Raw genomic sequence first — 25,925 nt, forward strand, 5'->3', positions numbered from 1 at the left:
GTCGCGTGACGCTCCGGTGAAGCCTGCGTGACGCGCCGCCGTCGTGCGTCCACGAACCCCACACCAGAGCAGGACGAGTCCTGCGCAGGTGTGCCCCTCCGCATCGGAGGGGCACACCTGCACAGGACTCGTCCAGGAGGGGCGGGCCCGTCAGATCCGGGCGAGGGCCGCCGTCGGGTCGTTGAGGCAGTCCGCCACGAACGTGAGGAACGCGCTCGCAGTGGCGCCGTCGGTGACGCGGTGGTCGAAGGTCACGGTCATCTCGGTGACCTTGCGGACCACGATCTCCCCGTCCACGACCCACGGGCGGTCCATGATGCGGCCGATGCCGAGCATGCCCACCTCGGGGATGTTGAGGATGGGGGTGGCGCCGTCGGTGCCGAGCGGTCCGTAGTTGTTGAGCGTGAACGTGCCGCGGGTCAGCTCGGCCGGGGCGGCCTTGCCGTCGCGGGCACGGGTGACGGTCTCGTTGATCGCGCGGGTCAGCTCGTCCGCGGACAGCCGCTCCGCGTGCTCCACGGAGGGCACCATGAGGCCGCGGGGCGTCTGCACCGCGAGCCCGAGGTGGACGCCGTCCACCTCCACGATCTCGTCCCGGCCGCCGGCGCCGGCCTCGATGCGTGCGTTCATCACCGGGTACCGGCGCAGGCCGGCCAGCGTGAAGCGGGCGATCAGGCCGAGCAGGCTCGGGGCGTTCTCCGGGTCCGCCTTCTTCAGCTGCGCGCGCAGCTGAAGCAGGGCGGTGACGTCCACGTCCAGCCACGCGGTGACCTCGGGGACCTCGCGGCGGGAGCGGGAGAGCTGGTCCGCGATCACCTTGCGCACACCCGAGATCGGGGTGCGGGCGGTGACGGACAGGCCCGTGCGGGCGTCCGCCTGCCCCTGCGCGGCGGTGGCGCTCAGGGACTGCGCCGCGGGCGAGGCCTGGCCCTCGGCGGCGCCGACGGCGACCGACTTCTCGGCCGGCGTCTGCTCGGCCGCGGTCCCGGCGAGCACGGCCGAGGCGGCCAGCGCGCCCGTCGAGGCGGCCGCGGAGGGGACGTCGGCCGCGCCGGAGGAGGCGGCGAGCACGTCGGCGCGGGTGATGAGGCCGTCCGGGCCGGTGCCGGTCACGGCGGCCACGTCCACGCCGGTCTCCCGGGCGAGCTTGCGCACGATCGGGGAGGCCACGCGCGGCGCCTTCCCGGGGGTGGCCGGCGCGGCGCCGGAGCGGGCCGGACCGGCGGGGGCGCCGGTGCGCGAGCGCTTGGACGGGCGGGTGCGGCCCTTGGCCTTGTGGCCGGAGGTGCCGTAGCCGATCAGCACGGCGCCGGAGGCCTCCTCGTCGGAGCCCTCCACGTCGCCGTCGCCGCCGCGGGCCTTGTCCGGCGCGGGCTGCACGCCGGCGCGCTCCTCCTCGCGGTAGGACAGCGCGCCGGGCACGGCGCCGTCGGCCGCGGAGCCGGGGGTCGCGTCCGAGGCCGCGGGAGCGGCAGGGGCCGCGGCGGGTGCGCCGGCGTCGTCGGCCGCGCCGACGGTGAACAGCGGCCTGCCGACCTCCATGGTCTGGCCCTCGGCGCCGTGCAGCGTCAGGACGGTGCCGGCGTAGGGGCTGGGCACCTCCACGATCGCCTTGGCGGTCTCGACCTCGCACACGGGCTGGTCGACGGCGATCTCGTCGCCCTCGGCCACGAGCCAGCGGACCAGGTCGGCCTCGGTGAGGCCCTCGCCCAGGTCGGGCAGCAGGAAGATGTTGCTCATGCGCGGGCCTCCTCGGGCTCCAGGTCCCAGTTCAGGTCGTCGATCGCGTCGAGGATGCGGTCCACGTTCGGCAGGTGGTGCTCCTCGAGCTTCGGGGCGGGGAAGGGGATGTCGAAGCCGGTCACGCGCAGCACCGGAGCGGCGAGCGAGTGGAAGCAGCGCTGCTGGACGCGCGCCACGAGCTCCGAGGCCACGGACGCGAAGCCCTGGGGCTCGGCGACGACGACGGCGCGGCCCGTCTTGGACACGGAGGCCGCGACGGTCTCCTCGTCCAGCGGGTTCACGGTGCGCAGGTCCACGACCTCCACGCTGTAGCCCTCCTCCTCCGCGGCCGCGGCGGCGGCCAGGCAGGTGGGCACGGACGGGCCGTAGGACACCAGGGTGACGTCGGTGCCGGTGCGGACGACGGCGGCCTGGGCCCAGGCCTCGCCGTGCTCCTTCTTCTCCTCGACGCGGGCCCAGCGCTCCTCGAACTCGGCGCGCAGCTCGTCCAGGTCCAGCTCTGCCTTGGTCCAGTACATCTTCTTGGGCTCCATGAAGACGACCGGGTCGTCCAGGCGGATGGCCGAGCGCAGCATCATGTAGGCGTCCTTGACCGAGGCCGGGGTGTACACCTTCAGGCCGGGGGTGTGCGCGTAGTAGGACTCGGAGGAGTCGCAGTGGTGCTCCACGCCGCCGATGCCGCCGCCGTAGGGGATGCGGATGGTCATGGGCATGGGGGCCGCGCCCTTGGTGCGGTTGCGCATCTTGGCCACGTGGCTCGCGATCTGCTCGAACGCGGGGTAGGCGAAGGCGTCGAACTGCATCTCGATGACCGGGCGGGCGCCGCCGAGGGCCATGCCCACGGCCATGCCCGCGATGCCGGACTCGGCCAGCGGGGTGTCGAAGCAGCGCTCCTCGCCGAAGCGCTTCGTCAGGCCGTCGGTGATGCGGAAGACTCCGCCGAGGGTGCCGACGTCCTCGCCGAACACGACCACCATCGGGTCGGCGGCCATCTCGTCGGCCAGGGCCGCGTTGAGCGCGGCGGCGAAGGTCAGGGTCGCCATGCTCAGGCCTCCTGGGTCTCGGTGCGGGACAGCTCCTCGGCCAGCTGCGCGCGCTGGGCGGCGAGCTGGGGGGTCTGCACGGTGTACACGTGGTCGAAGAGCTCGAGCGGGTCCAGCTCGACCTCGGCGTTCATGGCGTCGCGCAGGCGGGCCGCGACGTCCTCGGCGTCCTGGGTGATCTGCTCGGACACCTCGTCGGTGAGGGCGCCGGTGCCCTGCAGGTACGCGGTCATGCGGCGCAGCGGGTCGCGCTCGGCCCACATCTGCACCTCGGCGTCCTCGCGGTACCGCGTGGGGTCGTCGGTGTTGGTGTGCGCCTGCATGCGGTAGGTGTCCGCCTCCACGAGGAAGGGGCCCTGACCCGCGCGGCACAGGTCCACGGCACGGCCGAGGACGGCCAGGAGGGCGGCGAGGTCGTTGCCGTCCACGCGCTCGCCGGCCAGGCCGTAGCCCACGGCCTTGTGGGCCAGGGACGGGGCGGCGGACTGCTTCGCGAAGGGCACGGAGATCGCGTACTTGTTGTTCTGCACGAAGAAGATCACCGGCAGCTTGAACACGGCGGCGAAGTTCAGCGCCTCGTGGAAGTCGCCCTCGGAGGTGCCGCCGTCGCCGACCATGGCCAGGCAGACGACGTCCTCGCCGCGCAGGCCGGCCGCCTTGGCCAGGCCGACGGCGTGCAGCATCTGGGTGGTCAGCGGCGTCGCCTGCACGGAGACGCGGTGCTCCTTGGGGTCGTAGCCCTGATGCCACGTGCCCTGGTAGGCCACCATGACGTCGAGGGGGTCCACGCCGCGGGCGATCACGGCCACGGTGTCGCGGTAGGTCGGGAAGAGCCAGTCGTCCTGGCCCAGGCACACCGCGGCGGCGACCTCGGCCGCCTCCTGGCCGTGCGAGGACGGGTACACGGCCATGCGGCCCTGGCGCACCAGCGCGTAGTTCTGGTCGTTGACGCGGCGGCCGATCACGAGGTGGCGGTAGGCCTCCAGCAGGGTCTCGTCCGAGGGCAGCGGGTACTCGTGGCCGGGCTCGGTGCCCTGCTCCTCCGGGGAGAGCAGCGTGCCGTCCTCGCCGATGAGCTGGATGCGGCGGGTCGCGGGGAGCAGGTACTCCTCGAGGGAGATGCCGAAGGCGGCGCCGGCGTTGGTGCTCGCCGCGGCCTTGGCCGCCTCGTCGGCGGCCGTGCCGGGCACGGCGGGGGTGGAGTCACTCACGTTGGGTCCTCTCGATCTGTGGCCTTCAGTGTGCCGGTCGACGGCATTCTGTCGCCCGCCGGCGGAGAATCAGTGGAGCAATGGAATACTTTGGCCTGCTGCTGGAGACGTTCTGCTAGTGTGACCGGTGACACGGAGACGGACCGTACAAGGCGTCAGTCCCGCGTGGGCGGCGGCCCCCGAGCTGCCCGCCGGAGCGGCCGCGGCCCGCCGTCCCCATCCTGCCCCAGCTCTCGAGGAGATCCCATGGCCACCGATGCCCTGGACCGCGTGAACCGCGCGATCGTGCGCGAGCTGACCCAGGACGGCCGCCTCTCCGTCGCCGCGCTGGCCGAGCGCGTGCACATCTCCCGCGCGCACTGCTACTCGCGCCTCAACCGGCTGCAGGACGCCGGCGTCATCACCGGATTCACGGTGCGCGTGGACCCCGTCAAGGTCGGCCTGGGCGCCTCGGCGCACGTCACCCTCAAGCTGCGCCAGCACAACTGGCGCGAGCTGCGCGCCACCCTGCTGGCCATCCCGGAGGTGTGGCACGTCTCCCTCGTGGGCGGGAACATGGACGTGATCCTGCTGGTGCGCGCCCGGGACAACGCGGACCTGCGCCGGGTCATCTTCGACGAGCTGCAGACCCTGCCCGGCGTCGTCGACACCCAGACCTACATGATCTTCGACGACCACGCCTCCGGGCAGACGGTCCCCCCGGAGGACCCGGCGGCCGCCTGACCCGGGCTCCAGCGGGACACGTTCACGCCCGCGGCCGCACCGCCACGTCGGCCGGTTCGGCGACGGCGCCCGGCCCCGCCGGCAGCACGATGCGGAACACGACGGCGCCCGCCGCGCACACCGCCGCGAGCGCGCCGACGCCCCACGCGAGGCCGGCCGCCGCGGTGACCAGGGAGACCAGCAGCGGGCCGGCGAGCATGCCGGCGTCGGACATGGACCGCCACAGCCCCAGGAACTGGGGGCGGGCGTTGGCCGGCGAGTAGTCCGCGCCGAGCGTCATAACGATCCCCGAGCCGAACCCGTTGCCGATCCCCAGCAGCAGCGCGGCCGCCGCGAAGGCGAGCGGGTGCGCGGAGAGGCTCACCGCGAGGAACCCCGCCCCGAGCAGCGCGAGGCAGGGCACCGCGACCGCGCGTCGGCCGTACCGGTCCATGAGCCGCCCGGACGGGTAGAACAGGAGCAGGTCCGCGGCGCCTGCGAGGCCGAAGGCGAGCGAGGCGGCCGCCGGGTCGAGGCCGAGGTGGGCGGCCCACAGCGGGATCACCGCGTTGCGCGCCGCGCGGGCCGCCGAGACGGCCATGACGCCGAAGCCCGCCGTCAGCAGCACCCCGCGCTGGGCGCGCGCCACGTCCGCGACGCGCGGGCGGCCTTGCCCGACCCGGGGTGCACCGCCCCCGGCCCCCGCCGCCGTCCCCCGGGCCGCGACGCCGGCCGTCTCCCCGGGCACCGTCAGCTCGCGGATGCGCAGGCACAGGACCGCGCCGGCCGCCATGGTCGCCGTCGCGGCGGCGAAGGCGCCGGACAGCCCCAGCCCCGCCTGGGCGGCGGCGCCGAGGAAGGGACCGGAGAACACGCCGATGCGGATGGTCCCCCCGAGCGTGGACATCGCCCGCGCGCGGTGGGTGGCCGGGATGGCGACCGCCAGGTAGGCCTGCCGGGCGAGGTTGAACCCCGCCCCCGCGACGCCCACCAGGAGCACGGCCAGCAGGAACAGGGCGAGCCGGCCCGGCTCGCTCACCCCGCCGCCCGGGACGACGGCGGCCGAGGCGAGGGCCGCCGTCGTGCCCCAGGCCAGGCCCGCCCCGGCGGTGCCGAGCACCGCCGAGACGATCATGGTGAGCCGCTCCCCCGCGCGGGCGGCGAGGAGCGAGGCCGGGCCGTTGGCCACGAGCGAGCCGAGGCCCACCAGGACGACGACGGCGGCGGCCTGGGCCGTGGTGAGGCCGAGGGCGAGCGCGGCGGAGGCGATGGCCGGCGTCATGGCGCCGAGGCCGATCGCGTAGACCACGGACGGCGCGTAGATCTGGAAGGCCCCCCGCAGGTCGCCGAGGCGGGACCGGGTCGCGGGGGTGGGAGAGCTCACCGGTCGAGTCTGCCCGCACTGGCGCGCCGCGTCCAGGCCGCTCACTACCCTGGTGCCATGTCCTCGCGCACCGCCTCCTCCCCCGCCGCCCCGCCCGGGCACCCACGCCCGCCGGCCCCCGCCTCCGGCCTCGACCGCTTCTTCCGCATCTCGGCACGCGGCTCCACCGTCGGCCAGGAGATGCGCGGCGGCCTCGCCACGTTCCTGGCCATGAGCTACATCATCGTGCTCAACCCGCTCGTGCTCTCCGGCGCGGACGCCCACGGGGACGTGCTCGGCGTGCCGCGCGTGGCCGCCGTGACCGCGATCGTGGCCGGCGTCGCGACCATCGTGATGGGCGTGTGGGCGCGGCACCCGTTCGCCCTCGCCGCAGGCCTGGGCATCAACGCGTTCGTGGCCATCACCGTGGCCACCACCCCGGGCATGACGTGGCCGGACGTCATGGGACTCGTGGTGCTCGCGGGCCTGGTGATGGTGGTGCTCGTGGCCACCGGCTTCCGCACGGCGGTGTTCAACGCGGTGCCGGAGGCGCTGAAGACGGCCATCGTCGTCGGCATCGGCCTGTTCATCGCCCTGATCGGCCTCGTCAACGCCGGGTTCGTGCGCCGCCTCCCCGACGCCGCGGGCACCACCGTGCCCGTGGGCCTGGGCACGGGCGGCGAGCTGGCCGGCTGGCCGGTGCTCGTGTTCATCGTGGGCCTGGCGGTCACGGCGATCCTCGTCATCCGCGGGACGCGCGGGGCCATCCTCATCGGCATCGTGGTGGCCACCGTGCTGGCCAACATCCTCGAGGCCGTGTTCCACATCGGCCCCTCCGTGGCCGCGGACGGCACCGTGAACCCGCTCGGCTGGTCCCTCGTGGCGCCGTCCGTTCCGGACTGGGCGGCCCCGGACCTCTCGCTGCTGGGCCACGTGTCCCTCTTCGGCGCCTTCGACACCCTCGGCGGGCTCATGGCGTCGCTGCTCGTCTTCGCGATCCTGCTCTCGGTGTTCTTCGACGCGATGGGCACCTCCGTGGGCCTGGCCCGCGAGGCCGGCACCGTGGAGCCCGACGGCACCATCCCGGACCTCAACCGGGTGCTCATGGTGGACGCCCTCGCGGTGACCGCCGGCGGCGGCGCGTCCGGCTCCGCCAACCAGATCTTCGTGGAGTCCGGCACCGGCATCGGCGAGGGCGCCCGCACGGGCCTGGCCTCCGTGGTCACGGGCCTGCTGTTCCTGCTGGCCATGTTCCTCACGCCCCTGATCCACCTCGTCCCGTTCGAGGCGGTGGCGCCCGCCCTCGTGGTGGTGGGCTTCATGATGTGCGCGCAGGTGACGCGCATCGACTGGTCGGACTGGGGTGCCGCGCTGCCGGCCTTCCTGACGTTCATCCTCATGCCGTTCACGTACTCGATCGCCAACGGCATCGGCGCCGGCATGATCGCCTACGCGGTCATCCGCGCCGGCCAGGGCCGCGCCCGTGAGGTGCACCCGCTGCTGTGGCTGGTCGCCGCCGCGTTCGTGGTGTTCTTCGGCATGGGCGTGGTGCGGGGGATCCTCGGCCTGGCCTGACCCCCGGCGGCCGCTCAGTGCGGGAGCGCCGCCGGCCGCATCTCCAGGTACGCGGAGATCTCCATGGTGAGCACGTCCTTGCCGTCCTGGTTGCACACCCGGGACGCGAACACCACGAGACCCCGTCCCTGCTCCGGCTCGAGCGTCAGCTCGGTCACGACCGCGTCCCCGGTGAGGACGTCCCCGGGCCGAACCGGGCGCACGAAGCGCAGGCGGTCGATGCCCCGCCCCGCGATCACGTGCCAGTGGTCCGTGCGGGCGAGCACCTGGAGCCGCTGGAGGATCGCCACGGTGTGGATGCCGCTCGCGATCAGTCCCCCGTAGCGCCCGTGGGTGACGCTGCGCTCCGGGTCCGTGTGGATGAACTGAGGGTCCCACTGGCGGGCGAACGCCATGACCTCCTCCTCGGTGACCGGGTACGAGCCCATCGATGACCGCGTCCCCACCGGGAAGTCCTCGGCGTACAGTCCGGCGCCCCGCATCCGTGCCTCGTCGTCTCGCATCTCCGGTCGACTCCTTCTCCTCGCGACGCCAGGGCTCCGTGCGCCTCGTCCGTCCGATCCGCCTGCGCGTCATCATTGCACATTCGTGCAGATCGCCATACAGTCGCATAGCATCCACGGATGAGACGGGCATCACACATCTGGCCGCCCGCTTCCGCACGCGACCCAGGTGCACCCCATGCCCACCCTGCCCGGCGTGCTCGCCTCCACCGCCCGCCGCGTCCCGGACCGCCCCGCGCTGCGGTGGGGCGAGTCCTCCCTCACGTACGGGGAGCTGGACCGCACCGTCACCCGCCTCGCGGCAGAGCCCGCCGACCGCGGCGTCCAGCGGGGGGACCGCGTGGTCCTCGTCGCGGGCAACACCATGGCCTTCGTGGTCGGGGTCTACGGCGCGCTGCGCGCCGGGGCCATCGCCGTTCCCGTCAACCCCCGCTCCGCCGCGCCCGAGCTCCGGCACTTCCTCGCCGACACCGAGTCGTCGATGGTCCTCGTGGACCCGGCTGCCGGCGACGGCGTCCGCGCACTGCAGGCCGACGACGGCGGGCTGGGGACGGCGACGGCCCTCGCCCTCGGCGAGCTGGACGGGTTCGACGACGTGCTCGCCGCGGCGCTGGCCCGCGACGAGTCGACGTTCGAGCGCGAGCTGTCCGAGGACGACGACGCGCTGATCATCGACACCTCTGGCACCACCGGCCGGCCCAAGGGCGCCCTGTTCGACCACCACCGCGTGCTCTGGGTCGGGCAGAACATCACCATGGGCCTCGGCCTCCGCCTGGACGAGACGATGCTGCACGTGGCCCCGCTCCACCACTCCGCGTCCCTCAACCTGCTGCTCTTCAACGGCGTGATGCTGGGCGCCACCCAGGTGCTGATGCCCGCGTTCGCGCCGGACGACGTGCTGGAGGCGCTGGAGCGCGAGAAGGTCACGGTGTTCTTCGGCGTCCCCACGATGTTCGCCTACATGCTGCGCAGCCCGCAGATGGCCGCCCGGGACCTCTCCCACCTGCGCCACCTCTTCTACGGAGCCGCCCCGATGCCCGCGAGCGCCGCGGAGGCGCTGGTCGCCGCCCTCCCGCACGTGGACATCGTCCAGGCCTGCGGCCAGACGGAGGGCGGTCCCGGCGGCATCCTCCTCACCCACGAAGAGGTCATGGCCCACCCGTCCGCCAGCGGACGCCTGGCCATGCCGAACACGGAGGTGCGCGTCGTCGACGCAAACGGCGAGGACGTGGCCGTCGGCGAGGTGGGCGAGATGATCATGCGCGGCGAGACGATGATGAAGGGCTACTGGCGCAACCCCGAGGCCACGGCCGCCACCGTGGTCGACGGCTGGGTGCTCACCGGCGGCCGCAACGTCTCCTCGGTGGAGGTGGAGAACGCGCTCGCCGGCTGCCCCGGCGTCGCCGAGCTCGCGATCGTCGGCCGCGACCACCCGGACTTCGGGGAGAGCATCGTCGCCGTGGTCACCCCCGCGCCGGGGGCCACCGTGACCCTGAAGGACCTCCGCGCGTACGGCGAGAGCCGGATCGCCCGCTTCAAGCTCCCCCACGACCTCGTGATCGCGGAGATCCCGCGCAACCTGTCCGGGAAGATCCTCAAGCACCGGCTGCGGGCCCAGCTCGACGGACCCGTCGGATCGGCCGATCCCGCCGCGCCGGCCTGACCCCCGCCGGCGCCTCCGGCCTCGGCGAGGCCACCACGACGGCGCTGCTCGAGCGCGGCGCCCACGTCGTGGTGGCCGACCTCGCCGGGTCCGCCCCCGAGGGCGCCGTGCTCGTGGAGACCGACGTGACCGACTCGGACCAGGTGGCCCGCACGGTCGAGGAGGCGACCCGCCAGCCCGGGCCGCTCTCCGGCGTCGTGAACTGCGCCGGCATCGGCACGCCCGCGAAGGTCCTCTCCCGCGGGGGGCGCAGCCGCTCGAGGCCTTCGAGAAGATCATCGCCGTCAACCTCGTGGGCACCTTCAACGTCATCCGCCTGGCCGCCCAGGCCATGGCGGGCAACGAGCCGGACGGGACGGCGGCCGCGGCGTCATCGTCAACACCGCGTCGGTGGCCGCGTTCGAGGGCCAGATCGGCCAGGCCGGCTACTCGGCCTCCAAGGGCGGCGTCGTGGCCATGACCCTGCCCATCGCGCGCGAGCTGGCAGCGCACGGCATCCGTGTGAACACGATCGCCCCCGGGCTCTTCCTCACGCCCATGATGAGCCAGCTGCCGGAGAAGGCGAGGGAGTCCCTGGGCCAGCAGGTCCCGTTCCCCTCACGCCTCGGCGACCCGTCCGAGTACGCCCACCTGGTGACCCACCTCGTGGAGAACCAGATGATCAACGGCGAGACCATCCGGCTCGACGGCGCCATCCGCATGGCCGCGCGCTGACCGCCCCACTGAGTCACACCGACACCGAGGAGACCCCCATGATCCTGGACAGCTACCATTCCCCCTGGCTCACCGAGGACGCCGAGTCCCTGCTCGAGCTCACCGACGAGTTCATGGCCCGCGAGGCCGTGCCGAACTTCTCCCGCTGGGCCGAGCAGCACGGCGTGGATCGCGACTTCTGGAACAAGGCCGGCGAGGCCGGCCTGCTGTGCCCCTCCATCCCCGAGGAGTACGGGGGCATCGGCGGCACCTTCGCACTAGAGGCCGCCGTCATGACGGGGCAGGCGCGCTGCTTCGACGACGCGTGGGGCTACGGCGTCCACTCCCCCATCGTGGCGCACTACATCCTGGCCTACGGCACCGAGGAGCAGAAGCAGAAGTGGCTGCCGGGCATGGTCACCGGCGAGCTGGTCGGCGCGGTCGCCATGACCGAGCCGGGCACGGGCTCCGACCTGCAGGCCGTGCGCACGCGCGCCGTACGCGACGGCGACGACGACGTGATCAACGGCTCGAAGACGTTCATCTCGAACGCCACGCACTGTGACCTCCTGGTCATCGTGGCGCGCACGGGCGACCAGCCGGGCGGCCGGGGGCTGTCCCTGATCGTCGCGGAGACCGCCGGGCTCGAGGGCTTCGAGCGCGGCCGCGTGCTGAACAAGATCGGCCAGCACGGCCAGGACACCCGTGAGCTGTCCTTCTCGGACATGCGGGTGCCCGTGGCCAACCTCCTGGGCGGGGCCGAGGGCCAGGGCTTCATCCAGCTCATGTCCCAGCTGCCCCAGGAGCGCCTGACGCTGGCCGTCACGGCCGCCGCGGCCTGCGAGGCCGCGGTGCGCGAGACCATCCGCTACACCAAGGAGCGTCACGCGTTCGGCAGCCCCCTGCTGGGCTTCCAGAACACGCAGTTCGTGCTCGCCGAGTGCGTGGCGGACACGCTCGCCACGCGCACCCTGGTGGACCAGTGCATCGTGGCGCACGTGGAGGGCAAGCTGACCGCGGCCGACGCCTCGATGGTGAAGTTCTTCGCCACCGACATGCAGACCACGGTGGTCGACCGCTGCCTGCAGCTGTTCGGCGGCTACGGCTACATGGAGGAGTTCCCGATCGCGCGCGCCTTCACCGCCGCGCGCGTGCAGAAGATCTACGGCGGCACCAACGAGATCATGAAGATGCTCGTGGCCCGCGCCCTCTGAGCCGGCGCCCTCACGGGCTTCGGGGGCGGGCCACGCCCGGAAGGCGGAACCTTTCGGGCGTGTCCCGCCCCCGTTGCGCGTCGAGGCAGCCTGTGCCCTCGCGCGCGACGCTCCTGTGATGGGATGGGGACCATGCCTGACGCCCAGCACCGCGCCGACGACGTCGTCGCCACCCAGCCCGACGCCCTCGCGCACCGCTCCCCCGCCGCACGCCCGACGCCGCCCGTGGCAGCCGTCGTCCCGACGACGCGCACCGTGCACGGCGAGGAGTTCGCCGACGACTACGAGTGGCTGCGCGCCAAGGAGGACCAGCGCGTGCTGGACCACCTGCATGCCGAGAACGCCTACACCGAGGCCGTCACCGCGGACCAGGCCGATCTGCGCGCGGCGATCTTCGGCGAGATCAAGGCGCACACCGTGGAGACGGACCAGTCCGTGCCCGCTCGCCGGGACCGCTGGTGGTACTTCGTGCGCACGATCGAGGGCGAGCAGTACCCCGTGCACTGCCGCGTGCCCGCGCGGGACACCGGGGACCTCGAGGCGGACTGGACGCCGCCCGTCGTCGCCGCGGGCGAGACGCTGCCCGGCGAGCAGGTGATCCTGGACGGCAACGCCGAGGCCGCCGGCCACCCCTTCTTCTCCCTCGGCGGGATGCACATCAGCCCGGACGGCGAGCGTGTGGCGTACGCCGTGGACCACGCGGGTGACGAGCGCTTCACCCTGCGCGTCCGGGACATCGCCACCGGCGAGGACCTGCCGGACGCGGTGGAGAACATCGCCCACGGGGTGCGCTTCGACCGCTCGGGCGCGCGCGTCTTCTACACGCTGTGGGACGACTCGTGGCGCCCGTACCGCGTCATGGTGCACACGCTCGGCACGGACCCGGCCGAGGACGTGCTGGTCTACGAGGAGTCCGACCCCGGCATGTGGACGGGCTTCGAGGGCGTCGCGGACCGCACCCAGCTGCTCATCGGCGTCGGGAACTCGGAGGTGTCCGAGACCTGGGTCGTCGACCTGCCCGAGTCCGCGGACGAGCCCCTGCCGGCCCCGCGCCTGCTCGTGCCGCGCGCCTGGGGGATGCTCGCCGACGTCGAGCCCGTCACGGGCGGCGACGGCGTCCGCCGCCTGCTGATCGTGCACGATGCGGAGCTCACCGGCGACGGCGCCGAGCGCCTCGCGCCCAACGGCATGCTCTCCGTGGTCACGGAGGCGGACGTGGCCGACCGCTCCACGTGGCGCACCGTGGTCCCGCACCGCGAGGACGTGAAGGTGGACGGCGTCATGGTGACGCTGACCCACGCCGCGCTCGCGGTGCGCCGTGAGACGACGCCGCGCGTCGTCGTCGCGGAGCTGGACGCGGTGCTGGGCTCAGGGGACGCGGGTTCCGTGGGCTGGCGCGAGCCGGCGTTCGAGGAGGAGCTCTACGCGTGCCACCTGGCGTCGACGGCGGCCGAGTCGCCGTTCCTGCGCCTGGCCTACACGTCCTGGATCACGCCGGCCCGCGTGCTGGACGTCGTCGCGGCCACCGGCGAGGTGCACCTGCGCCGCGAGGTGGAGGTGCCCGGCCACGACCCGGCCGACTACGCGGTGGAGCGCTGGTGGGCGCCGGCCTCGGAGCCCTCCGCCGCCACGGGGGCGGACGTGCGCGTGCCGCTCACGGTGATCCGACGCAAGGACGTGGCGCAGGACGCGAGCGCGCCGTGCGTGGTCTACGGCTACGGCTCCTACGAGATGTCCATGGACCCGGCGTTCGGGGTGGCCCGGCTGTCCCTGCTGGACCGCGGCGTCGTCTACGTGGTGGCCCACGTGCGCGGCGGCGGCGAGCTGGGCCGGGCCTGGTACGAGGACGGCAAGAAGGCCGCGAAGGCGCACACGTTCACCGACTTCGTGGACGCCACCCGCTCCGTGGCGGACTCCGGGTGGGTGGACCCGGCGCGGATCGCGGCGACGGGCGGCTCGGCCGGCGGGCTGCTCATGGGTGCCGTCCTCAACCGAGCGCCCGAGCTGTACCGCGCGTGCCTGGCCGTGGTGCCGTTCGTGGACGCGCTGACCACCATCCTCGACCCGGACCTCCCGCTGTCCGCACTGGAGTGGGAGGAGTGGGGCAACCCGATCACCGACCCGGAGATCTACCGGCTCATGAAGTCCTACACCCCGTACGAGAACGTGCGGGCCGTGGACTACCCGGCGATCGCCGCGGTGACCTCGCTCAACGACACCCGCGTGCTCTACGTGGAGCCCGCCAAGTGGGTGGCGCAGCTGCGCCGCACGGTCACCTCGGACCAGGCCACGCCCCTGGCCGAGGGCGGCTCGCCCATCCTGCTGCGCACCGAGATGGACGGCGGCCACGGCGGCGCCTCCGGCCGCTACCAGGGCTGGGAGGACACCGCGTGGGAGTACGCGTTCCTGCTCACGGCGCTGGGGGCGACCCGCCGCACGGTGTGACGGGGGCGGGGTGTCCGCCCAGAACCGGTCAGTCTCCGGCCTCCCCGGCCCCGCCGGCCGCACGGACCTGGGCCAGCGCGTCGGCAGCGCGCAGCAGCCCCAGGTGGCTGAACGCCTGGGGGAAGTTGCCCGCCATGCGGTCCTGGCCGTCGTCGTACTCCTCGGCCATGAGGTCGAGGTCGTTCGCGCACGCGTCGAGCCGCTCCATGAGGGCGTCGGCGTCGTCCAGGCGGCCGGTGCGCGCGTACTGCTCCACGAGCCAGAAGGCGCACGCGAGGAACGGCGCCTCCTCACCGGGCAGCCCGTCGGAGCCGTCCGGGCGGTAGCGCAGCACCAGGCCGGTGTCCGTGACGAGCTCCTCCTCGATCCGCCGTACGGTGGCGAGCATGCGCGGGTCGTCCGGGGGCAGGAAACCGGTGTGGGGGATCTGGAGGAGGGAGGCGTCCACCGCGTCCGAGCCGTAGGTCTGGGTGAAGTGGCCGTCCGCGTGCACGCCGCGGGTGAGGATCTCCTCCCGCAGCTCGTCCCGGTGGCGCTCCCACGCCGCGGTCTCCGCCTCCGTGGCGGGCACGCCGTGGGTGGCCACGGCGTGCAGCGCGCGGTCCAGCGCGGCCCACATCTTGACGCGGCCGTGCGTGAAGAAGGCAGGCTCCCCGCGCATCTCCCACAGCCCGTGGTCCGGGTCCTCCCGGTGCGCCACGACGCGCTCCACCAGCCGCTTCTGCAGCGGCCAGGACCACTCGTCCTCGGGAACGCCGGCGTCCCGGAGGGCGCACAGCGCCATCATGACCGTGCCGATGACGTCCGCCTGCCACTGGGCCGCGGCGCCGTTGCCCACGCGCACGGGACGGGAGTCCGCGTGGCCGGGGAGGTGCTCGAGCTCGCGCTCGGGCATGTGGCGCTCCCCCGAGAGCGTGTACATGATCTGCACCTCGTGGGGCTCCCCCGCGATGGCGCGCAGCAGCCAGTCGCGCCAGGCCGTCGCCCCCTCCACGTGTCCGTGCGCGAGCAGGGCCTCCAGGGCGAGCGCGGTGTCCCGCAGCCACACATAGCGGTAGTCCCAGTTCCGGACCCCGCCGATGTCCTCCGGCAGGCTCGTGGTCGGGGCCGCCACGATGCCGCCCGTGGCCCGGTGCGTGAGCCCCTTGAGCACGAGGAGGGATCGCTGGACCCGATCGGCGAGCGGGTCGTCCGCCCGCGGGGCCTCTCGGGTCGACTCCTCCAGCCAGCCGCGCCACGTGCGCACGGTGGCCTCCAGCACGTCCTCGGCGCGGGGCGCGGAGGGGGCCATGCCCCACGCCGGGTACCAGGTCAGGCACCACTGGGCGGACTCCCCGGCGACCAGCTCCGTCGTGCCCTCGTGATGCCCGTCCACCGGCTCCAGGTCCGGCCCGTGCACCGCGAGCGCGTCCCCGCCGGCGACGACGGCCAGGAACGACTCCCCGTCTGCGTCCTCCTGACGCGAGACCCACGGCTCGACCTCGCCGTAGTCGAGGCGGGCGAACACGGACTGCGTCACGCGCACGCGTCCCGCGAGGCAGCGGACCAGCCGCATGACGTCGGCCCGCGCCGCCGCCTCGGACGCCCCGGTCCCGTCGGGGCCGCCGTCGTTCCCCAGGGCGTCCCCCACGCCGTCCGCGTCCATGAGCGGCATGAAGTCCAGCACCTCGGCCTCCCCGGACGGCGAACGCCAGAGGGTGCGCAGCACGAGGGTGCCCGGCAGGTAGGCGCGCTCCGCGACCTCGCCGTCCTCGATCCCCAGGCTCCACTCGCCGTGCTCCCGCGTGCCGAGGAGCGAGGTGAACACCGAGGCCGAGTCGAAGCGGGGCAGGCACAGCCACGTGATCGCCCCCTCCCGGGACACCAGTGCCCCGCTGAGCTGGTGGGACAGGAAGGCGTGGTCGTCGATGCGGGGCTGGGCGCTCATGCAGGGCAGTCCATCACCCCGGGGGAGGCGGGGCCAGTCGGGGGCGTGGACCCACGACGACGTCACCGGGAGAATGGCGTGGCCGGCCGGGTCCCTCCCGGCCGCCGCCCGCGCACCCGCCCCGCTCCCCCGTTCCGTCTGCCCGCCCCGTCCAGGAGGACCCATGCCCGACGTCCAGAACCCCTGCCCCACCGGAGCATCCCCGGCACCCGACGACGACCGGGCCTCCGCGTCCGTGGCGCTCGTGATCGTGGGCGCGACCGGTGACCTGACCCGACGGCTCCTGCTGCCGGGGCTGGCCCGGGCCCTCACGGTCCACGACCTGCCGGAGGTGACCCTGGTGGGCTCGGCCCACGCGGACGGCCATTCGCTCGAGGAGTGGCGCGGCGTCATCGAGGAGGCCGTGGGAGAGACGGATCTGGACGCCGACGCACGGGCGGGCCTCGTCGAGCGCGCCGCCTGGCGCACCGCCGACGCCTCGGACCCCGAGGACCTGGGCGCCCTGCTCGTCGCCGCCCGCGAGGCCGCCGGGGAGGAGGCCGTCGTCGTGCTGTACCTGGCGCTGGACCCGGACCTCGCCGCCGAGGCGTGCGCGGCGCTCGAGCAGGTGGAGGACCGCCCGGAGGGGCTGCGCATCGTGCTGGAGAAGCCGTTCGGCTCGGACCAGCGGTCGGCGCGCGAGCTCAACGCGCTGCTGGGGCGGATCGCCGGGGAGGAGGACGTGTTCCGCGTGGACCACTTCCTCAGGGAGTCGATGGTCTCGGGCCTGCTCACCCTGCGCACCGCCAACCGCGTGCTGGGGCGCGTGTGGAGCGCGGCCGACGTCGAGCACGTGGACATCGTGGCGGACGAGTCCCTGGCCCTGGAGGGGCGCGCCGGGTTCTACGACGGCACCGGGGCTCTCGAGGACATGCTCCAGTCCCACCTGCTGCAGGTGCTGGCCATGGTGGCCCTGGAGCCCCCGCGGCGTCTCACCCCGGACGCCCTGCAGGACGCCGTCGTCGAGGTGCTGCGGGCCACGCGCGTGCGCGACGACGACGCGGTCGCCTCCTCGCGCCGGGCCCGGTACACCGCCGGGACGGTGGGAGGCCAGGACGTGCCCGACTACGTCGCCGAGGAGGGCGTGGACCCGGAGAACGGGGCCGAGACGCTCGCCCAGGTGGAGCTGGAGGTCCGGACCGACCGGTGGGCGGGCGTGCCGTTCCGGCTGCGGTCCGGCAAGGCGCTGGAGCCGCGCCGCTGGGAGGTCGTGCTCTCGCTGCGGCCGCCCGAGGGGGTGCCCGCGGGGCTGGAGGCGGCCGCGGGGCGGGAGCGGATCGTGGTGGGACTGGACCCGCGGGCCCTGCGGGTGGAGCTGGCCGTGGACGGGCCGGACACCCCGTTCGTCGCGGAGCGCAGCGTGCTCGCGGCGGACCTGGCCGAGGAGGACGTGGACGCGTACGGCGAGGTGATGCGCGGCGTGCTCACCGGGGATCGGATGCTCTCGGTGCGAGGCGACGCCGCGGAGGAGTGCTGGCGCATCCTGGCCCCCGTGATCGAGGCGTGGGACGCGGGGCGGGTGCCCCTCGACGAGTACGCCGCCGGGTCCTCGGGACCGGAGGACTGGCCGGAGAGGTGACCCGCGGGAGTGACCGTGGGTCGCACGGCGGGCCTAGACTCGGGCCCCATGAGCAGCCCGCAGCCCGACGCCGCCCGCCCCGACCGCGACCGCCTCCCCGAGAAGGTCTCCGACCTCTTCGACCCGACGCGCTGGCGCGTGGTGGAGGGCTTCGACCTCGAGGACATGACGTACCACCGCCAGGTGGAGCGCGACGCCGACGGCCGCTGGGTGCGCGACCTGCCCACGGTGCGCATCGCCTTCGACCGCCCCGAGGTCCGCAACGCGTTCCGTCCCGGCACCGTGGACGAGCTCTACCGCGCCCTCGACCACGCCCGCATGACCCCGGACGTGGGCACGGTCCTCCTCACCGGCAACGGCCCCTCCTCCAAGGACGGCGGCCACGCGTTCTGCTCCGGCGGGGACCAGCGCATCCGCGGCCGCGACGGCTACCGCTACGCCGAGGGGGAGACGGCCGAGACCATCGACCCGGCCCGCGCCGGACGCCTCCACATCCTCGAGGTCCAGCGCCTGATGCGCACCTCGCCCAAGGCGATCATCGCCGTCGTGAACGGGTGGGCCGCCGGCGGCGGGCACTCGCTGCACGTGGTCGCGGACCTCACGCTCGCCTCCCGCCAGCACGGGAAGTTCAAGCAGACGGACGCCACGGTCGGCTCGTTCGACGCCGGCTACGGCTCGGCCCTGCTCGCCCGCCAGGTGGGCCAGAAGCGGGCGCGGGAGATCTTCTTCGCCGCCCGCGAGTACTCGGCCGAGCAGATGGTCGAGATGGGCGCCGTCAACGAGGCCGTGGACCACGAGCGCCTCGAGGAGGTCGCCCTCGAGTACGCCGCGGACATCAACCGTCAGTCCCCGCAGGCCATCCGCATGCTCAAGTTCGCGTTCAACCTGCCCGACGACGGCATGGCCGGCCAGCAGGTCTTCGCCGGCGAGGCCACGCGCATGGCCTACATGACGGACGAGGCCGTGGAGGGCCGGGACGCGTTCCTGCAGAAGCGCGACCCGGACTGGTCCGCCTTCCCGTACCACTTCTGACCGACCACCACGGCAGGACGGAGACCCGCCCATGCTCGCACTGCTCAACGACCAGCCCATCCTCGTCCTCATGGCCACCGTCGCCCTGGGCGCCGCCGTCGGCACCATCCCCCTGGGCAAGATCCGCCTCGGCGCCTCCGGCGCCCTGTTCGTGGGCCTGCTCGTCGGAGCGGTGCTGCCCGGCGTCGGCGACCGGCTGGCCTTGTTCCAGAGCTTCGGCCTGGCCCTCTTCGCCTACCTGATCGGGCTCGGCGCCGGCAAGGTGTTCTTCCGGGACCTGCGCCGCAACCTGCCCCTGATGCTGGCCGCCGTCGTCGTGGTGATCCTCACCGCCTTCACGGTGCACCCGCTGGCCGCGCTGCTCAACCTGGACCTGCCGACGGCGATCGGCGTGTGGACGGGTTCGCTCACCGCGACGCCGGCGATGGCGCTGGCGAACCAGCTCACCGGCGGGCAGGCCCCGGCCGTGGGCTACGGGCTGTCCTACCTGGTGGGTGTGGTCGGCACCATCATCGCGATCACCCTGCTCGCCGCCCGCCCGTGGAGCAGTTCCCCGCGCGATCCGGCGCCGGTGACCGACGGAAAGCTGCGCTTCACCGCCGTGACCGCCACCTCCGCCATCGCCGTGCGGGACATCCCGGGGATCGCCGAGGGGCTGCTGCGCGTGGTCGCGCTGCGCCGCGGCGGCGTGGCCCGGATCGCCGGCTCCGCCAACCGGATCGAACCCGGGGACAAGGTCGTCCTGGACGGCACGGAGAAGAACATCGACGAGGCCGTGCAGGCCTTCGGCCGCCGCACCGACGCCGACCCGGCGCGGGTGATGAACCCGCTGCAGACCTCCATGGTCATCGTCACGGCCCGTGCCCTGGCCGACCGCCGCCTGGGCACGCTGTCCCTGCGCGAGCGCTTCGGCACCGACGTGGCCCGGCTGCGGCGCGACGACGTCGAGTCGCTGGCCACCCCGCAGACCGAGCTCAAGGTCGGCGACCGGGTGCTCATCGTGACCACCGCGCCGCGCATGGAGGCGGTGCGCGACTTCTTCGGCAACTCGACGCGCGGGCTCTCGAACCTGGACTGGATCTCCCTGGGCACGGGCATGGCGCTGGGCTACCTGCTGGGCATGGTGACGATCCCGCTTCCGGGCGGTGCCTCCTTCTCCCTCGGCCCGGCGGCCGGGTGCATCCTCGTCGGCCTCGCCCTCGGTGCGATCGGCCGAACGGGACCCACGGTGTGGGAGCCGTCCACGGAGATCGCGCTGACGCTGCGGCAGTTCGGCCTCATGCTCTTCCTAGGCGTGGTGGGCTTGGCCGCCGGCCCGGCGTTCATCGAGACGGTGTTCACCCGGGTCGGCGGGCTGGCCATCCTGATGTCCGCCGTGCTCACCGCGCTGACCGCGGCCCTGCTCATCGCCGCGGCACGGCTGCTGGGGCAGTCCGTGGATCGCACCTACGGGGCACTGGCGGGCATCACGGGCCAGCCGGCGATCCTGGACTACGCGCTCTCCCGGTCCACCGACGCCCGCGTGACCGAGGGCTACGCCCAGCTGTTCGCGCTGATCATGGTGGTCAAGATCGCCACCGTGCCGTTCATGCTCTGACCGGCCGGTCGGATCCGGTCCGCCGGGCGGGTCCGTCCGACCGTCGGGCCTCCTACACTCGGGGCCATGCCCGCCACCGCCGACGCCCTCGCCCGCGCCACGGACGTCTGCACGTCCTCGAGGTCCAGCGCCTGATGCGCACCTCGCCCAAGGCGATCATCGCCGTCGTGAACGGGTGGGCCGCCGGCGGCGGGCACTCGCTGCACGTGGTCGCCGACCTCACGCTCGCCTCCCGCCAGCACGGGAAGTTCAAGCAGACGGACGCCACGGTCGGCTCGTTCGACGCCGGCTACGGCTCGGCCCTGCTCGCCCGCCAGGTGGGCCAGAAGCGGGCGCGGGAGATCTTCTTCGCCGCCCGCGAGTACTCGGCCGAGCAGATGGTCGAGATGGGCGCCGTCAACGAGGCCGTGGACCACGAGCGCCTCGAGGAGGTCGCGCTGGAGTATGCGGCGGACATCAACGCGCAGTCCCCGCAGGCCATCCGCATGCTCAAGTTCGCGTTCAACCTGCCCGACGACGGCATGGCCGGCCAGCAGGTGTTCGCGGGTGAGGCCACGCGCATGGCCTACATGACGGACGAGGCCGTGGAGGGCCGGGACGCGTTCCTGCAGAAGCGCGACCCGGACTGGACGCCGTTCCCCTACTACTTCTGAGCCCGGCGCCCCACGCGGAACTCGAGGCCCTTCCTCACTGCGGGCCACTCCGCGGCGACGACGGAGTAGACCACCGTGTCCCGCACGTAGCCGTTGCGCTGTGCCTGCTGGCGCAGCACCCCGTCCCGCTTGGCACCGAGCCGCTCGATCGCCGCGCGGGACTGCATGTTCATCCAGTCCGTGCGGAACTCGACGGCCGCGACGCCCCAGACCTCGATGGCGTGGCCGAGCAGGAGCAGCTTGGCATCGGCGTTCGTCCCCGTGCCGGAGGCGGAGGCCGCGTTCCAGGTGCTGCCGACCTCCACGCGGGGCACGGAACGGTCGATGTTCATGAACGTCGTCATGCCGATGACCTGCCCGTCGGAGAGCCGACGGGTGGCGAAGGGGACCATGGACCCGGCCTCCTGCAGGGCCAGGCGACGGTCGATCTCCGCGGCCATGCCCTCGGGGGTGGGCACGGCGGTGTACCAGAGCTCCCACTGCCGGCCGTCCTGCACCGCCTCGACGAGCTCGTCGTGGTGGTCGTGGCTCAGCGGCTCCAGCCGGACGAGGCGGCCGGTGAGCGTGACGGGGCCGATCTCGGCGGCGGGCGTGGCGGCGGTGTCGGGGGCGGTCATGCGTGAAGCCTAGAGCGTCCCCGCCCACGATTACCGTGGTCTCATGCCGCTGACCCCCGACGCCCTGGCCACTGCCCGCTCCGCCCTCGCCACGGCGTTCGACGGCGGCGCGCCCGTCGAGTTCACGGCGGACGGCACCGTGGCCCTGCGCCCCCAGGCCCGCGATCCGGCGCGCTGCGGCCACCCGGACGCCGTCGCCGTCGTCCGCACGTCCGGCTCGACGGGCACGCCGAAGGAGATCGTCCTGACCCGCGGCGCCCTGCGCGCCTCGGCTGCCGCCACCGCGCAGCGGCTCGGCGGGGAGGGCACGGGCGGCGAGGGGCACTGGCTCCTCGCGGTCGGCGTCCACTACGTGGCCGGCCTGGCCGTGCTCTCCCGCACCATCGCGGCCGGCACCGCGCCCGTCGCGCTGCCGCCCGGCCCGTTCACACCCGCCGCCTTCGCCGCAGGGGCCGCCCGCCTCCCGGACGACGGCGGCCCGCGCTTCGTCTCGCTCGTCCCCACCCAGCTCGCCCGGCTCCTGGCGCCCGGAGCCGACCCGGCCGGCGTGGCGGCGCTGCGCGCCTTCGACCGCGTGCTGGTGGGCGGGGCGCGCCTGGCCCCCGAGCTGCGCGCGTCCGCCGAGGCCGCCGGTGTGCGTGTCACCGCGACCTACGGCATGGCGGAGACGTGCGGCGGCTGCGTGTACGACGGCGTCCCGCTGCCCGGCGTCACGGCAGACACCGTCCCGTCCGACCCCGCCGACCCAGCCGCCAGTCCGCGGGTGCGCCTCGCCGGGCCCATGGTGGCCGCCGGCTACCTCGACGACCCCGTCCGCACCGCGGCGCACTTCCCGCGCGGCGCGGACGGCGCCCCCGCCTTCCTCACCGAGGACACGGGCACGGTGTCCGGCACCCCCGACGGCGGCACGCGCCTGTCCGTCACCGGGCGCCTGGACGACGTCGTCATCACGGGCGGTGTGAAGGTCTCGGCCGCCGCGGTGGCCGCCGCGCTCGAGGCGCACCCGGGCGTCGCGGCCGCCCACGTGGCGGGCGTGGCCGATCCCGAGTGGGGGCAGCGGCTGTGCGCGGCGGTGGTGCCGGCCGAGGGCGACGTCCTCCCCGGCGGGGCCCTCCCCGCGGCCCTCGAGGATGAGCTGCGCTCCCGCGTGCGCACCGGGCTCGGGCCGGCCGCCGTCCCGAAGACGTGGCTGGCCCTCGACGCGCTGCCGCTGCTGAGCACCGGGAAGACGGACCGGCAGGAGCTCACCCGGCGGTTCGCCGAGGCGTGACGCTGCCTCTCCCCGGATCGGCAGCCGGGACACGGATGACGCCGTCCGCGCGGTGGGGGAGCCGGCCAGGGCGGAGCTCGGCCCGGGGAGGCGGAGGGCGCAGGCCGTGGCCGCCCGGATGGGCCGCGCGTCATCCCAGGTCGCCCCCTGAGGGCCGACGTGATCACCCTCGGCCTCCTCTCCACCCCCCAGCACGGCTACGCTGAGTTCGCAGTCCCCCCGTTCGAGGCGTTCGTGAAGTGCGCCATCCCCGAGCCGGACGTCCCCCACCGCGTCGACGTCGCACGCGTCCCCTCGCTGACCCGCCTCGCACCGCCCCGCATCGCATCGTCTCCAGGAGGTCCCCCGACCATGTCCGCCTCGCTCTCCCAGTGGGTCGCCGCCGCGCGCCTGCGCACGCTGCCGATGGCGGTGGCGCCCGTGATCGTCGGCTCGGCCGCCGCGGCGGACCTCGGGTCCCTCCACGTGGGCCGCGCCCTGCTCGCGCTCGTGGTCTCGCTCGCCCTGCAGGTGGGCGTGAACTACGCCAACGACTACTCCGACGGCATCCGCGGCACCGACGACGACCGGGTGGGCCCCTTCCGCCTCACGGCGTCCAAGCTCGTTCCCGCGAAGCATGTGAAGCTCGCCGCGTTCGCCTGCTTCGCGCTGGCGATGCTCGCCGGGCTGTGGCTCGTGCTGCTGGCCGGCCAGTGGTGGCTGATCGCCGTGGGCCTGCTGTGCGTGGCGGCCGCGTGGTACTACACGGGCGGCAAGAAGCCCTACGGCTACCTGGGCCTGGGCGAGGTGTTCGTGTTCGTGTTCTTCGGCCTCGTGGCGGTGCTCGGCACCACGTACACCCAGGCGGGCACGGTCTCCGGCCTGGCCTGGGCCGGCGCCGTGGGCTGCGGGCTGATCTCCACGGCACTGCTCATGGTGAACAACATCCGGGACATCCCCACGGACCGCGCGGTCGGCAAGATGACCCTGGCCGCCCGCATCGGGGACGCCCCGGCCCGCGCATCCTACGCCGTCATGCTGGCGGTCGCCGTGCTGCTGCCGCTGCTGTTCGTGGACTCCCACCCGTGGATGCTGCTCGTGCTGCTGGCGGCGGCGCTCGCCGTCCGCCCGGCCCGCACGGTGCTGCGCGCCCAGGACCGCCGCCGGCTCATCCCCGTGCTGCGCGCGACGGGCGTCATCGGCCTGCTCTACGCGATCACCTTCGCGCTCGGCGCGGCCCTCTGACCGGTGCCGGGGCTCGTCAGCCCCGGAAGCGTCCCTCGGTGTAGGCGTCCTCGGCGTCCGCGTCGGTCTGCTCGGTGCGGCCGCGCCGCCCGGGCCGGCCCTCCCACGCGGCCGCGAGGTCCTGCGTGGCGCCCAGGCGCAGCCGTGTGAGGAAGAGGTAGCTGATCGCGAAGGTCAGCACCGCGGCCACGATCGTGGACATCACCAGTCCCAGGCCCAGCCAGAGGCTGACGCCCCAGACGGCGAAGAACAGGAGCACGCGGACGAGGCCGTAGAGGAAGAGACGCACCCGTCCATTCTAGGAGCGCTCCGCCGCCGAATAGACTGGACCGATGGGCCGCTTCCTCATCCCCGCCGCGATCGTCCTCGTCGGCCTCACCCTGTACGCCCTCTTCGAGGCGCTGCTCACCCCGGCGCACCAGGTGCGCTCGATGCCCAAGTGGGCGTGGGTGGCCGTCGTCGTGCTGGTCCCGCTCGTGGGGCCCCTGCTGTGGCTGTGCCTCGGCCGCGCCCGCCCGGCGGGCGCCACGGGCCGCCCCGCCGCCCGTCCCGCCTCCCCCGACGACGACGAGGACTTCCTGCGCACCCTGCGCACCCAGCGTCGTCAGGCCGAGCGGGAGCGCGAGCTGGACCGGCGGGACGCCGAGCTGCGCGCCCGCGAGGAGGAGCTGCGCCGCCGTCGGGAGACGGGTCAGGAGCCGGACGGTCCCGAGGCCTGACCTCCGATCAGCTCGGCAGGCCCGCGTACGAGTGCAGGCCGGGGAAGAACTTGTTGACGATCGTGTAGTTGAACACGATGCAGGCGAAGCCCACGATGCTCAGCCACGCGGCGCGGGAGCCGGTCCAGCCGCGGGTGGCGCGGGCGTGCAGGTACGCCGCGTAGACCACCCAGATCACGAAGGACCAGACCTCCTTGGTGTCCCAGTTCCAGTAGCGCCCCCACGCGGCCTCGGCCCAGATGGCGCCGGCGATCACGGTGAAGGTCCACATCACGAAGGCGACCGCGTTCAGGCGGTAGGACCAGTTCTCGAGCGCGAAGGCCGAGGGCACGAGGCGCAGGAAGGACCAGGAGTGCTCTCCCGCGGCGGCCCGCCGCTCGGCGCGGTCCTGCAGGAGCTGGAGCACGGACATGGCGGCGGTCAGCGCGAAGAGAGAGCTGGCCAGCACGGCGATGGACACGTGGATCACGAGCCACGGCGACTGCAGCGGCGGCTGGAGGTGGCCCACCGGCGTCGGGAAGCCCATGGTGGCGGCGCACATCATGGCCACCACGAGGCCCGTGACGAAGGAGCCCACGAAGCGCAGATCCTTGCGGATCAGGAACGCGAGGTACACCGTCACGATGACGAGCGCGCCCGTGGTCATGAACTCGTAGAGGTTGCCCCACGGCACGCGGTGCGCGGCGATGCTGCGGGCGACCACGGCGAAGGCGTGCAGGGCCCAGCCGATCGCGAGCACGGCCACGGCCACGTTGGCGACGGGGCGGCGGCCCGTGCCGGTGTAGTCCATGTCCTCGTCCACGAGGCCGTTGCCGGCTCCCGCGTGGCGCGTCTCGGCGGGCAGGGCGGTGGTGCCGGAGCCGCCGACCGTGCCGGAGGCGGCGGAGCGGGCGCCGACGCCGGCCGGCTCCCGCGTCGCCGCGGGGACGACGCCGGCCGTGCCGCGCTCGGCCGCGAGCTGGGTCTCGATGCGACGGATGGTGGAGGAGGAGATCGCCATGTCGACGGCGAAGAGGATGAAGGCCGCCGCGTAGACGAGGGCGGCGATGAGCATGAACAGGTCGCTGTACTGCGCCAGCTGCTCGTTCACGGGTGCCGTGGGGTTGTACACAG

General features: G+C 73.9%; 20 protein-coding genes and 2 pseudogenes. 13 read left to right on the forward strand and 9 right to left on the reverse strand.

Going from position 1 to position 25,925, the window contains the following annotated elements; translation table 11 throughout:
- Window positions 1-150: 150 nt before the first annotated feature.
- From LG274_RS05545 to LG274_RS05555, 3 genes are read right to left on the reverse strand one after another with little or no spacing between them, the layout of a single operon-like run.
- Window positions 151-1,740 (reverse strand): dihydrolipoamide acetyltransferase family protein, encoded by a 1,590-nt coding sequence (locus tag LG274_RS05545; RefSeq protein WP_404465857.1) that lies wholly within the window; start codon window positions 1,738-1,740, stop codon window positions 151-153.
- Complete coding sequence (locus LG274_RS05550) at window positions 1,737-2,786, reverse strand: alpha-ketoacid dehydrogenase subunit beta (protein WP_248116134.1); 1,050 nt, start codon at window positions 2,784-2,786, stop codon at window positions 1,737-1,739. The genes LG274_RS05545 and LG274_RS05550 overlap by 4 nt, the downstream gene beginning before the upstream one ends.
- A gap of 2 nt (window positions 2,787-2,788) precedes the next feature.
- Window positions 2,789-3,997, reverse strand: a complete 1,209-nt coding sequence (locus LG274_RS05555) for a thiamine pyrophosphate-dependent enzyme (RefSeq protein WP_298984937.1) — start codon at window positions 3,995-3,997, stop codon at window positions 2,789-2,791.
- Between the two features lie 246 nt (window positions 3,998-4,243).
- Between LG274_RS05555 and LG274_RS05560 the strand changes: the two genes are divergently transcribed.
- On the forward strand, window positions 4,244-4,720 hold the full coding sequence (locus LG274_RS05560) for an Lrp/AsnC family transcriptional regulator (RefSeq protein WP_248116138.1): 477 nt from the start codon (window positions 4,244-4,246) through the stop codon (window positions 4,718-4,720).
- A 22-nt stretch (window positions 4,721-4,742) separates the two neighbouring features.
- Here the strand turns inward: LG274_RS05560 and LG274_RS05565 are convergent, their stop codons facing one another.
- Window positions 4,743-6,083 carry an MFS transporter gene (locus LG274_RS05565; RefSeq protein ID WP_248116140.1) on the reverse strand — a complete coding sequence of 447 codons (1,341 nt, stop codon included), beginning with the start codon at window positions 6,081-6,083 and terminating at the stop codon, window positions 4,743-4,745.
- A 57-nt stretch (window positions 6,084-6,140) separates the two neighbouring features.
- Here LG274_RS05565 and LG274_RS05570 point away from each other — a divergent pair, with 57 nt between their 5' ends.
- On the forward strand, window positions 6,141-7,637 hold the full coding sequence (locus LG274_RS05570; protein ID WP_404465861.1) for an NCS2 family permease: 1,497 nt from the start codon (window positions 6,141-6,143) through the stop codon (window positions 7,635-7,637).
- A 14-nt stretch (window positions 7,638-7,651) separates the two neighbouring features.
- Here the strand turns inward: LG274_RS05570 and LG274_RS05575 are convergent, their stop codons facing one another.
- Window positions 7,652-8,140 (reverse strand): MaoC/PaaZ C-terminal domain-containing protein, encoded by a 489-nt coding sequence (locus tag LG274_RS05575; RefSeq protein WP_298711842.1) that lies wholly within the window; start codon window positions 8,138-8,140, stop codon window positions 7,652-7,654.
- 178 nt (window positions 8,141-8,318) lie between these two features.
- On the opposite strand from LG274_RS05575, the gene LG274_RS05580 reads away from it, so the two are divergent.
- The 4 genes and pseudogenes from LG274_RS05580 (at window position 8,319) to LG274_RS05595 (ending at window position 14,155) form a co-directional block, all read left to right on the forward strand.
- The gene (locus tag LG274_RS05580; RefSeq protein ID WP_404465863.1) at window positions 8,319-9,803 is read left to right on the forward strand and encodes a class I adenylate-forming enzyme family protein; all 1,485 of its coding nucleotides are present in this window, start codon (window positions 8,319-8,321) and stop codon (window positions 9,801-9,803) included.
- Window positions 9,776-10,517, forward strand: a pseudogene (locus LG274_RS05585) (SDR family NAD(P)-dependent oxidoreductase). The gene LG274_RS05580 and the pseudogene LG274_RS05585 overlap by 28 nt, the downstream one beginning before the upstream one ends.
- A gap of 38 nt (window positions 10,518-10,555) precedes the next feature.
- Complete coding sequence (locus tag LG274_RS05590; RefSeq protein WP_404465865.1) at window positions 10,556-11,710, forward strand: acyl-CoA dehydrogenase family protein; 1,155 nt, start codon at window positions 10,556-10,558, stop codon at window positions 11,708-11,710.
- Window positions 11,711-11,842: 132 nt separating this feature from the next.
- Window positions 11,843-14,155 carry a S9 family peptidase gene (locus LG274_RS05595; RefSeq protein WP_298984945.1) on the forward strand — a complete coding sequence of 771 codons (2,313 nt, stop codon included), beginning with the start codon at window positions 11,843-11,845 and terminating at the stop codon, window positions 14,153-14,155.
- 28 nt (window positions 14,156-14,183) lie between these two features.
- Here LG274_RS05595 and LG274_RS05600 read toward each other — a convergent pair whose 3' ends face one another.
- Window positions 14,184-16,082 (reverse strand): glycoside hydrolase family 15 protein, encoded by a 1,899-nt coding sequence (locus LG274_RS05600; protein WP_298711853.1) that lies wholly within the window; start codon window positions 16,080-16,082, stop codon window positions 14,184-14,186.
- A 163-nt stretch (window positions 16,083-16,245) separates the two neighbouring features.
- Between LG274_RS05600 and LG274_RS05605 the strand changes: the two genes are divergently transcribed.
- From LG274_RS05605 to LG274_RS05620, 4 genes and pseudogenes are all read left to right on the forward strand, one after another.
- Entirely contained in the window at window positions 16,246-17,700 is a 1,455-nt protein-coding gene (locus LG274_RS05605) for a glucose-6-phosphate dehydrogenase (protein ID WP_298711856.1), read from the forward strand.
- Window positions 17,701-17,748: 48 nt separating this feature from the next.
- On the forward strand, window positions 17,749-18,732 hold the full coding sequence (locus LG274_RS05610) for a 1,4-dihydroxy-2-naphthoyl-CoA synthase (RefSeq protein WP_404465868.1): 984 nt from the start codon (window positions 17,749-17,751) through the stop codon (window positions 18,730-18,732).
- A gap of 31 nt (window positions 18,733-18,763) precedes the next feature.
- Window positions 18,764-20,329: an aspartate:alanine exchanger family transporter gene (locus LG274_RS05615; protein ID WP_404465870.1), complete on the forward strand. Its 1,566-nt coding sequence runs from the start codon at window positions 18,764-18,766 to the stop codon at window positions 20,327-20,329.
- 92 nt (window positions 20,330-20,421) lie between these two features.
- Window positions 20,422-20,982, forward strand: a pseudogene (locus LG274_RS05620) (enoyl-CoA hydratase-related protein); the annotation flags it as partial.
- Here LG274_RS05620 and LG274_RS05625 read toward each other — a convergent pair.
- The gene (locus LG274_RS05625; RefSeq protein WP_298984951.1) at window positions 20,973-21,599 is read right to left on the reverse strand and encodes a GNAT family N-acetyltransferase; all 627 of its coding nucleotides are present in this window, start codon (window positions 21,597-21,599) and stop codon (window positions 20,973-20,975) included. The pseudogene LG274_RS05620 and the gene LG274_RS05625 sit on opposite strands and share 10 nt — an antisense overlap.
- Window positions 21,600-21,642: 43 nt before the next feature.
- Here LG274_RS05625 and LG274_RS05630 point away from each other — a divergent pair, with 43 nt between their 5' ends.
- Both LG274_RS05630 and LG274_RS05635 read left to right on the forward strand, forming a co-directional pair.
- On the forward strand, window positions 21,643-22,869 hold the full coding sequence (locus tag LG274_RS05630) for an AMP-binding protein (protein ID WP_404465873.1): 1,227 nt from the start codon (window positions 21,643-21,645) through the stop codon (window positions 22,867-22,869).
- A gap of 351 nt (window positions 22,870-23,220) precedes the next feature.
- On the forward strand, window positions 23,221-24,093 hold the full coding sequence (locus tag LG274_RS05635; RefSeq protein ID WP_404466014.1) for a 1,4-dihydroxy-2-naphthoate polyprenyltransferase: 873 nt from the start codon (window positions 23,221-23,223) through the stop codon (window positions 24,091-24,093).
- A gap of 16 nt (window positions 24,094-24,109) precedes the next feature.
- Here LG274_RS05635 and LG274_RS05640 read toward each other — a convergent pair whose 3' ends face one another.
- Complete coding sequence (locus LG274_RS05640; protein ID WP_298984957.1) at window positions 24,110-24,382, reverse strand: DUF4229 domain-containing protein; 273 nt, start codon at window positions 24,380-24,382, stop codon at window positions 24,110-24,112.
- A gap of 43 nt (window positions 24,383-24,425) precedes the next feature.
- Between LG274_RS05640 and LG274_RS05645 the strand changes: the two genes are divergently transcribed.
- Window positions 24,426-24,812: a PLDc N-terminal domain-containing protein gene (locus tag LG274_RS05645; RefSeq protein ID WP_298984959.1), complete on the forward strand. Its 387-nt coding sequence runs from the start codon at window positions 24,426-24,428 to the stop codon at window positions 24,810-24,812.
- A gap of 7 nt (window positions 24,813-24,819) precedes the next feature.
- Here the strand turns inward: LG274_RS05645 and ccsB are convergent, their stop codons facing one another.
- Window positions 24,820-25,923, reverse strand: coding sequence for a c-type cytochrome biogenesis protein CcsB (ccsB, locus tag LG274_RS05650; RefSeq protein WP_298712676.1), 1,104 nt, complete (start codon window positions 25,921-25,923; stop codon window positions 24,820-24,822).
- Between the last annotated feature and the right edge of the window lie 2 nt (window positions 25,924-25,925).

The organism is Micrococcus antarcticus (assembly GCF_044872765.1).
Lineage (GTDB): Bacteria > Actinomycetota > Actinomycetes > Actinomycetales > Micrococcaceae > Micrococcus.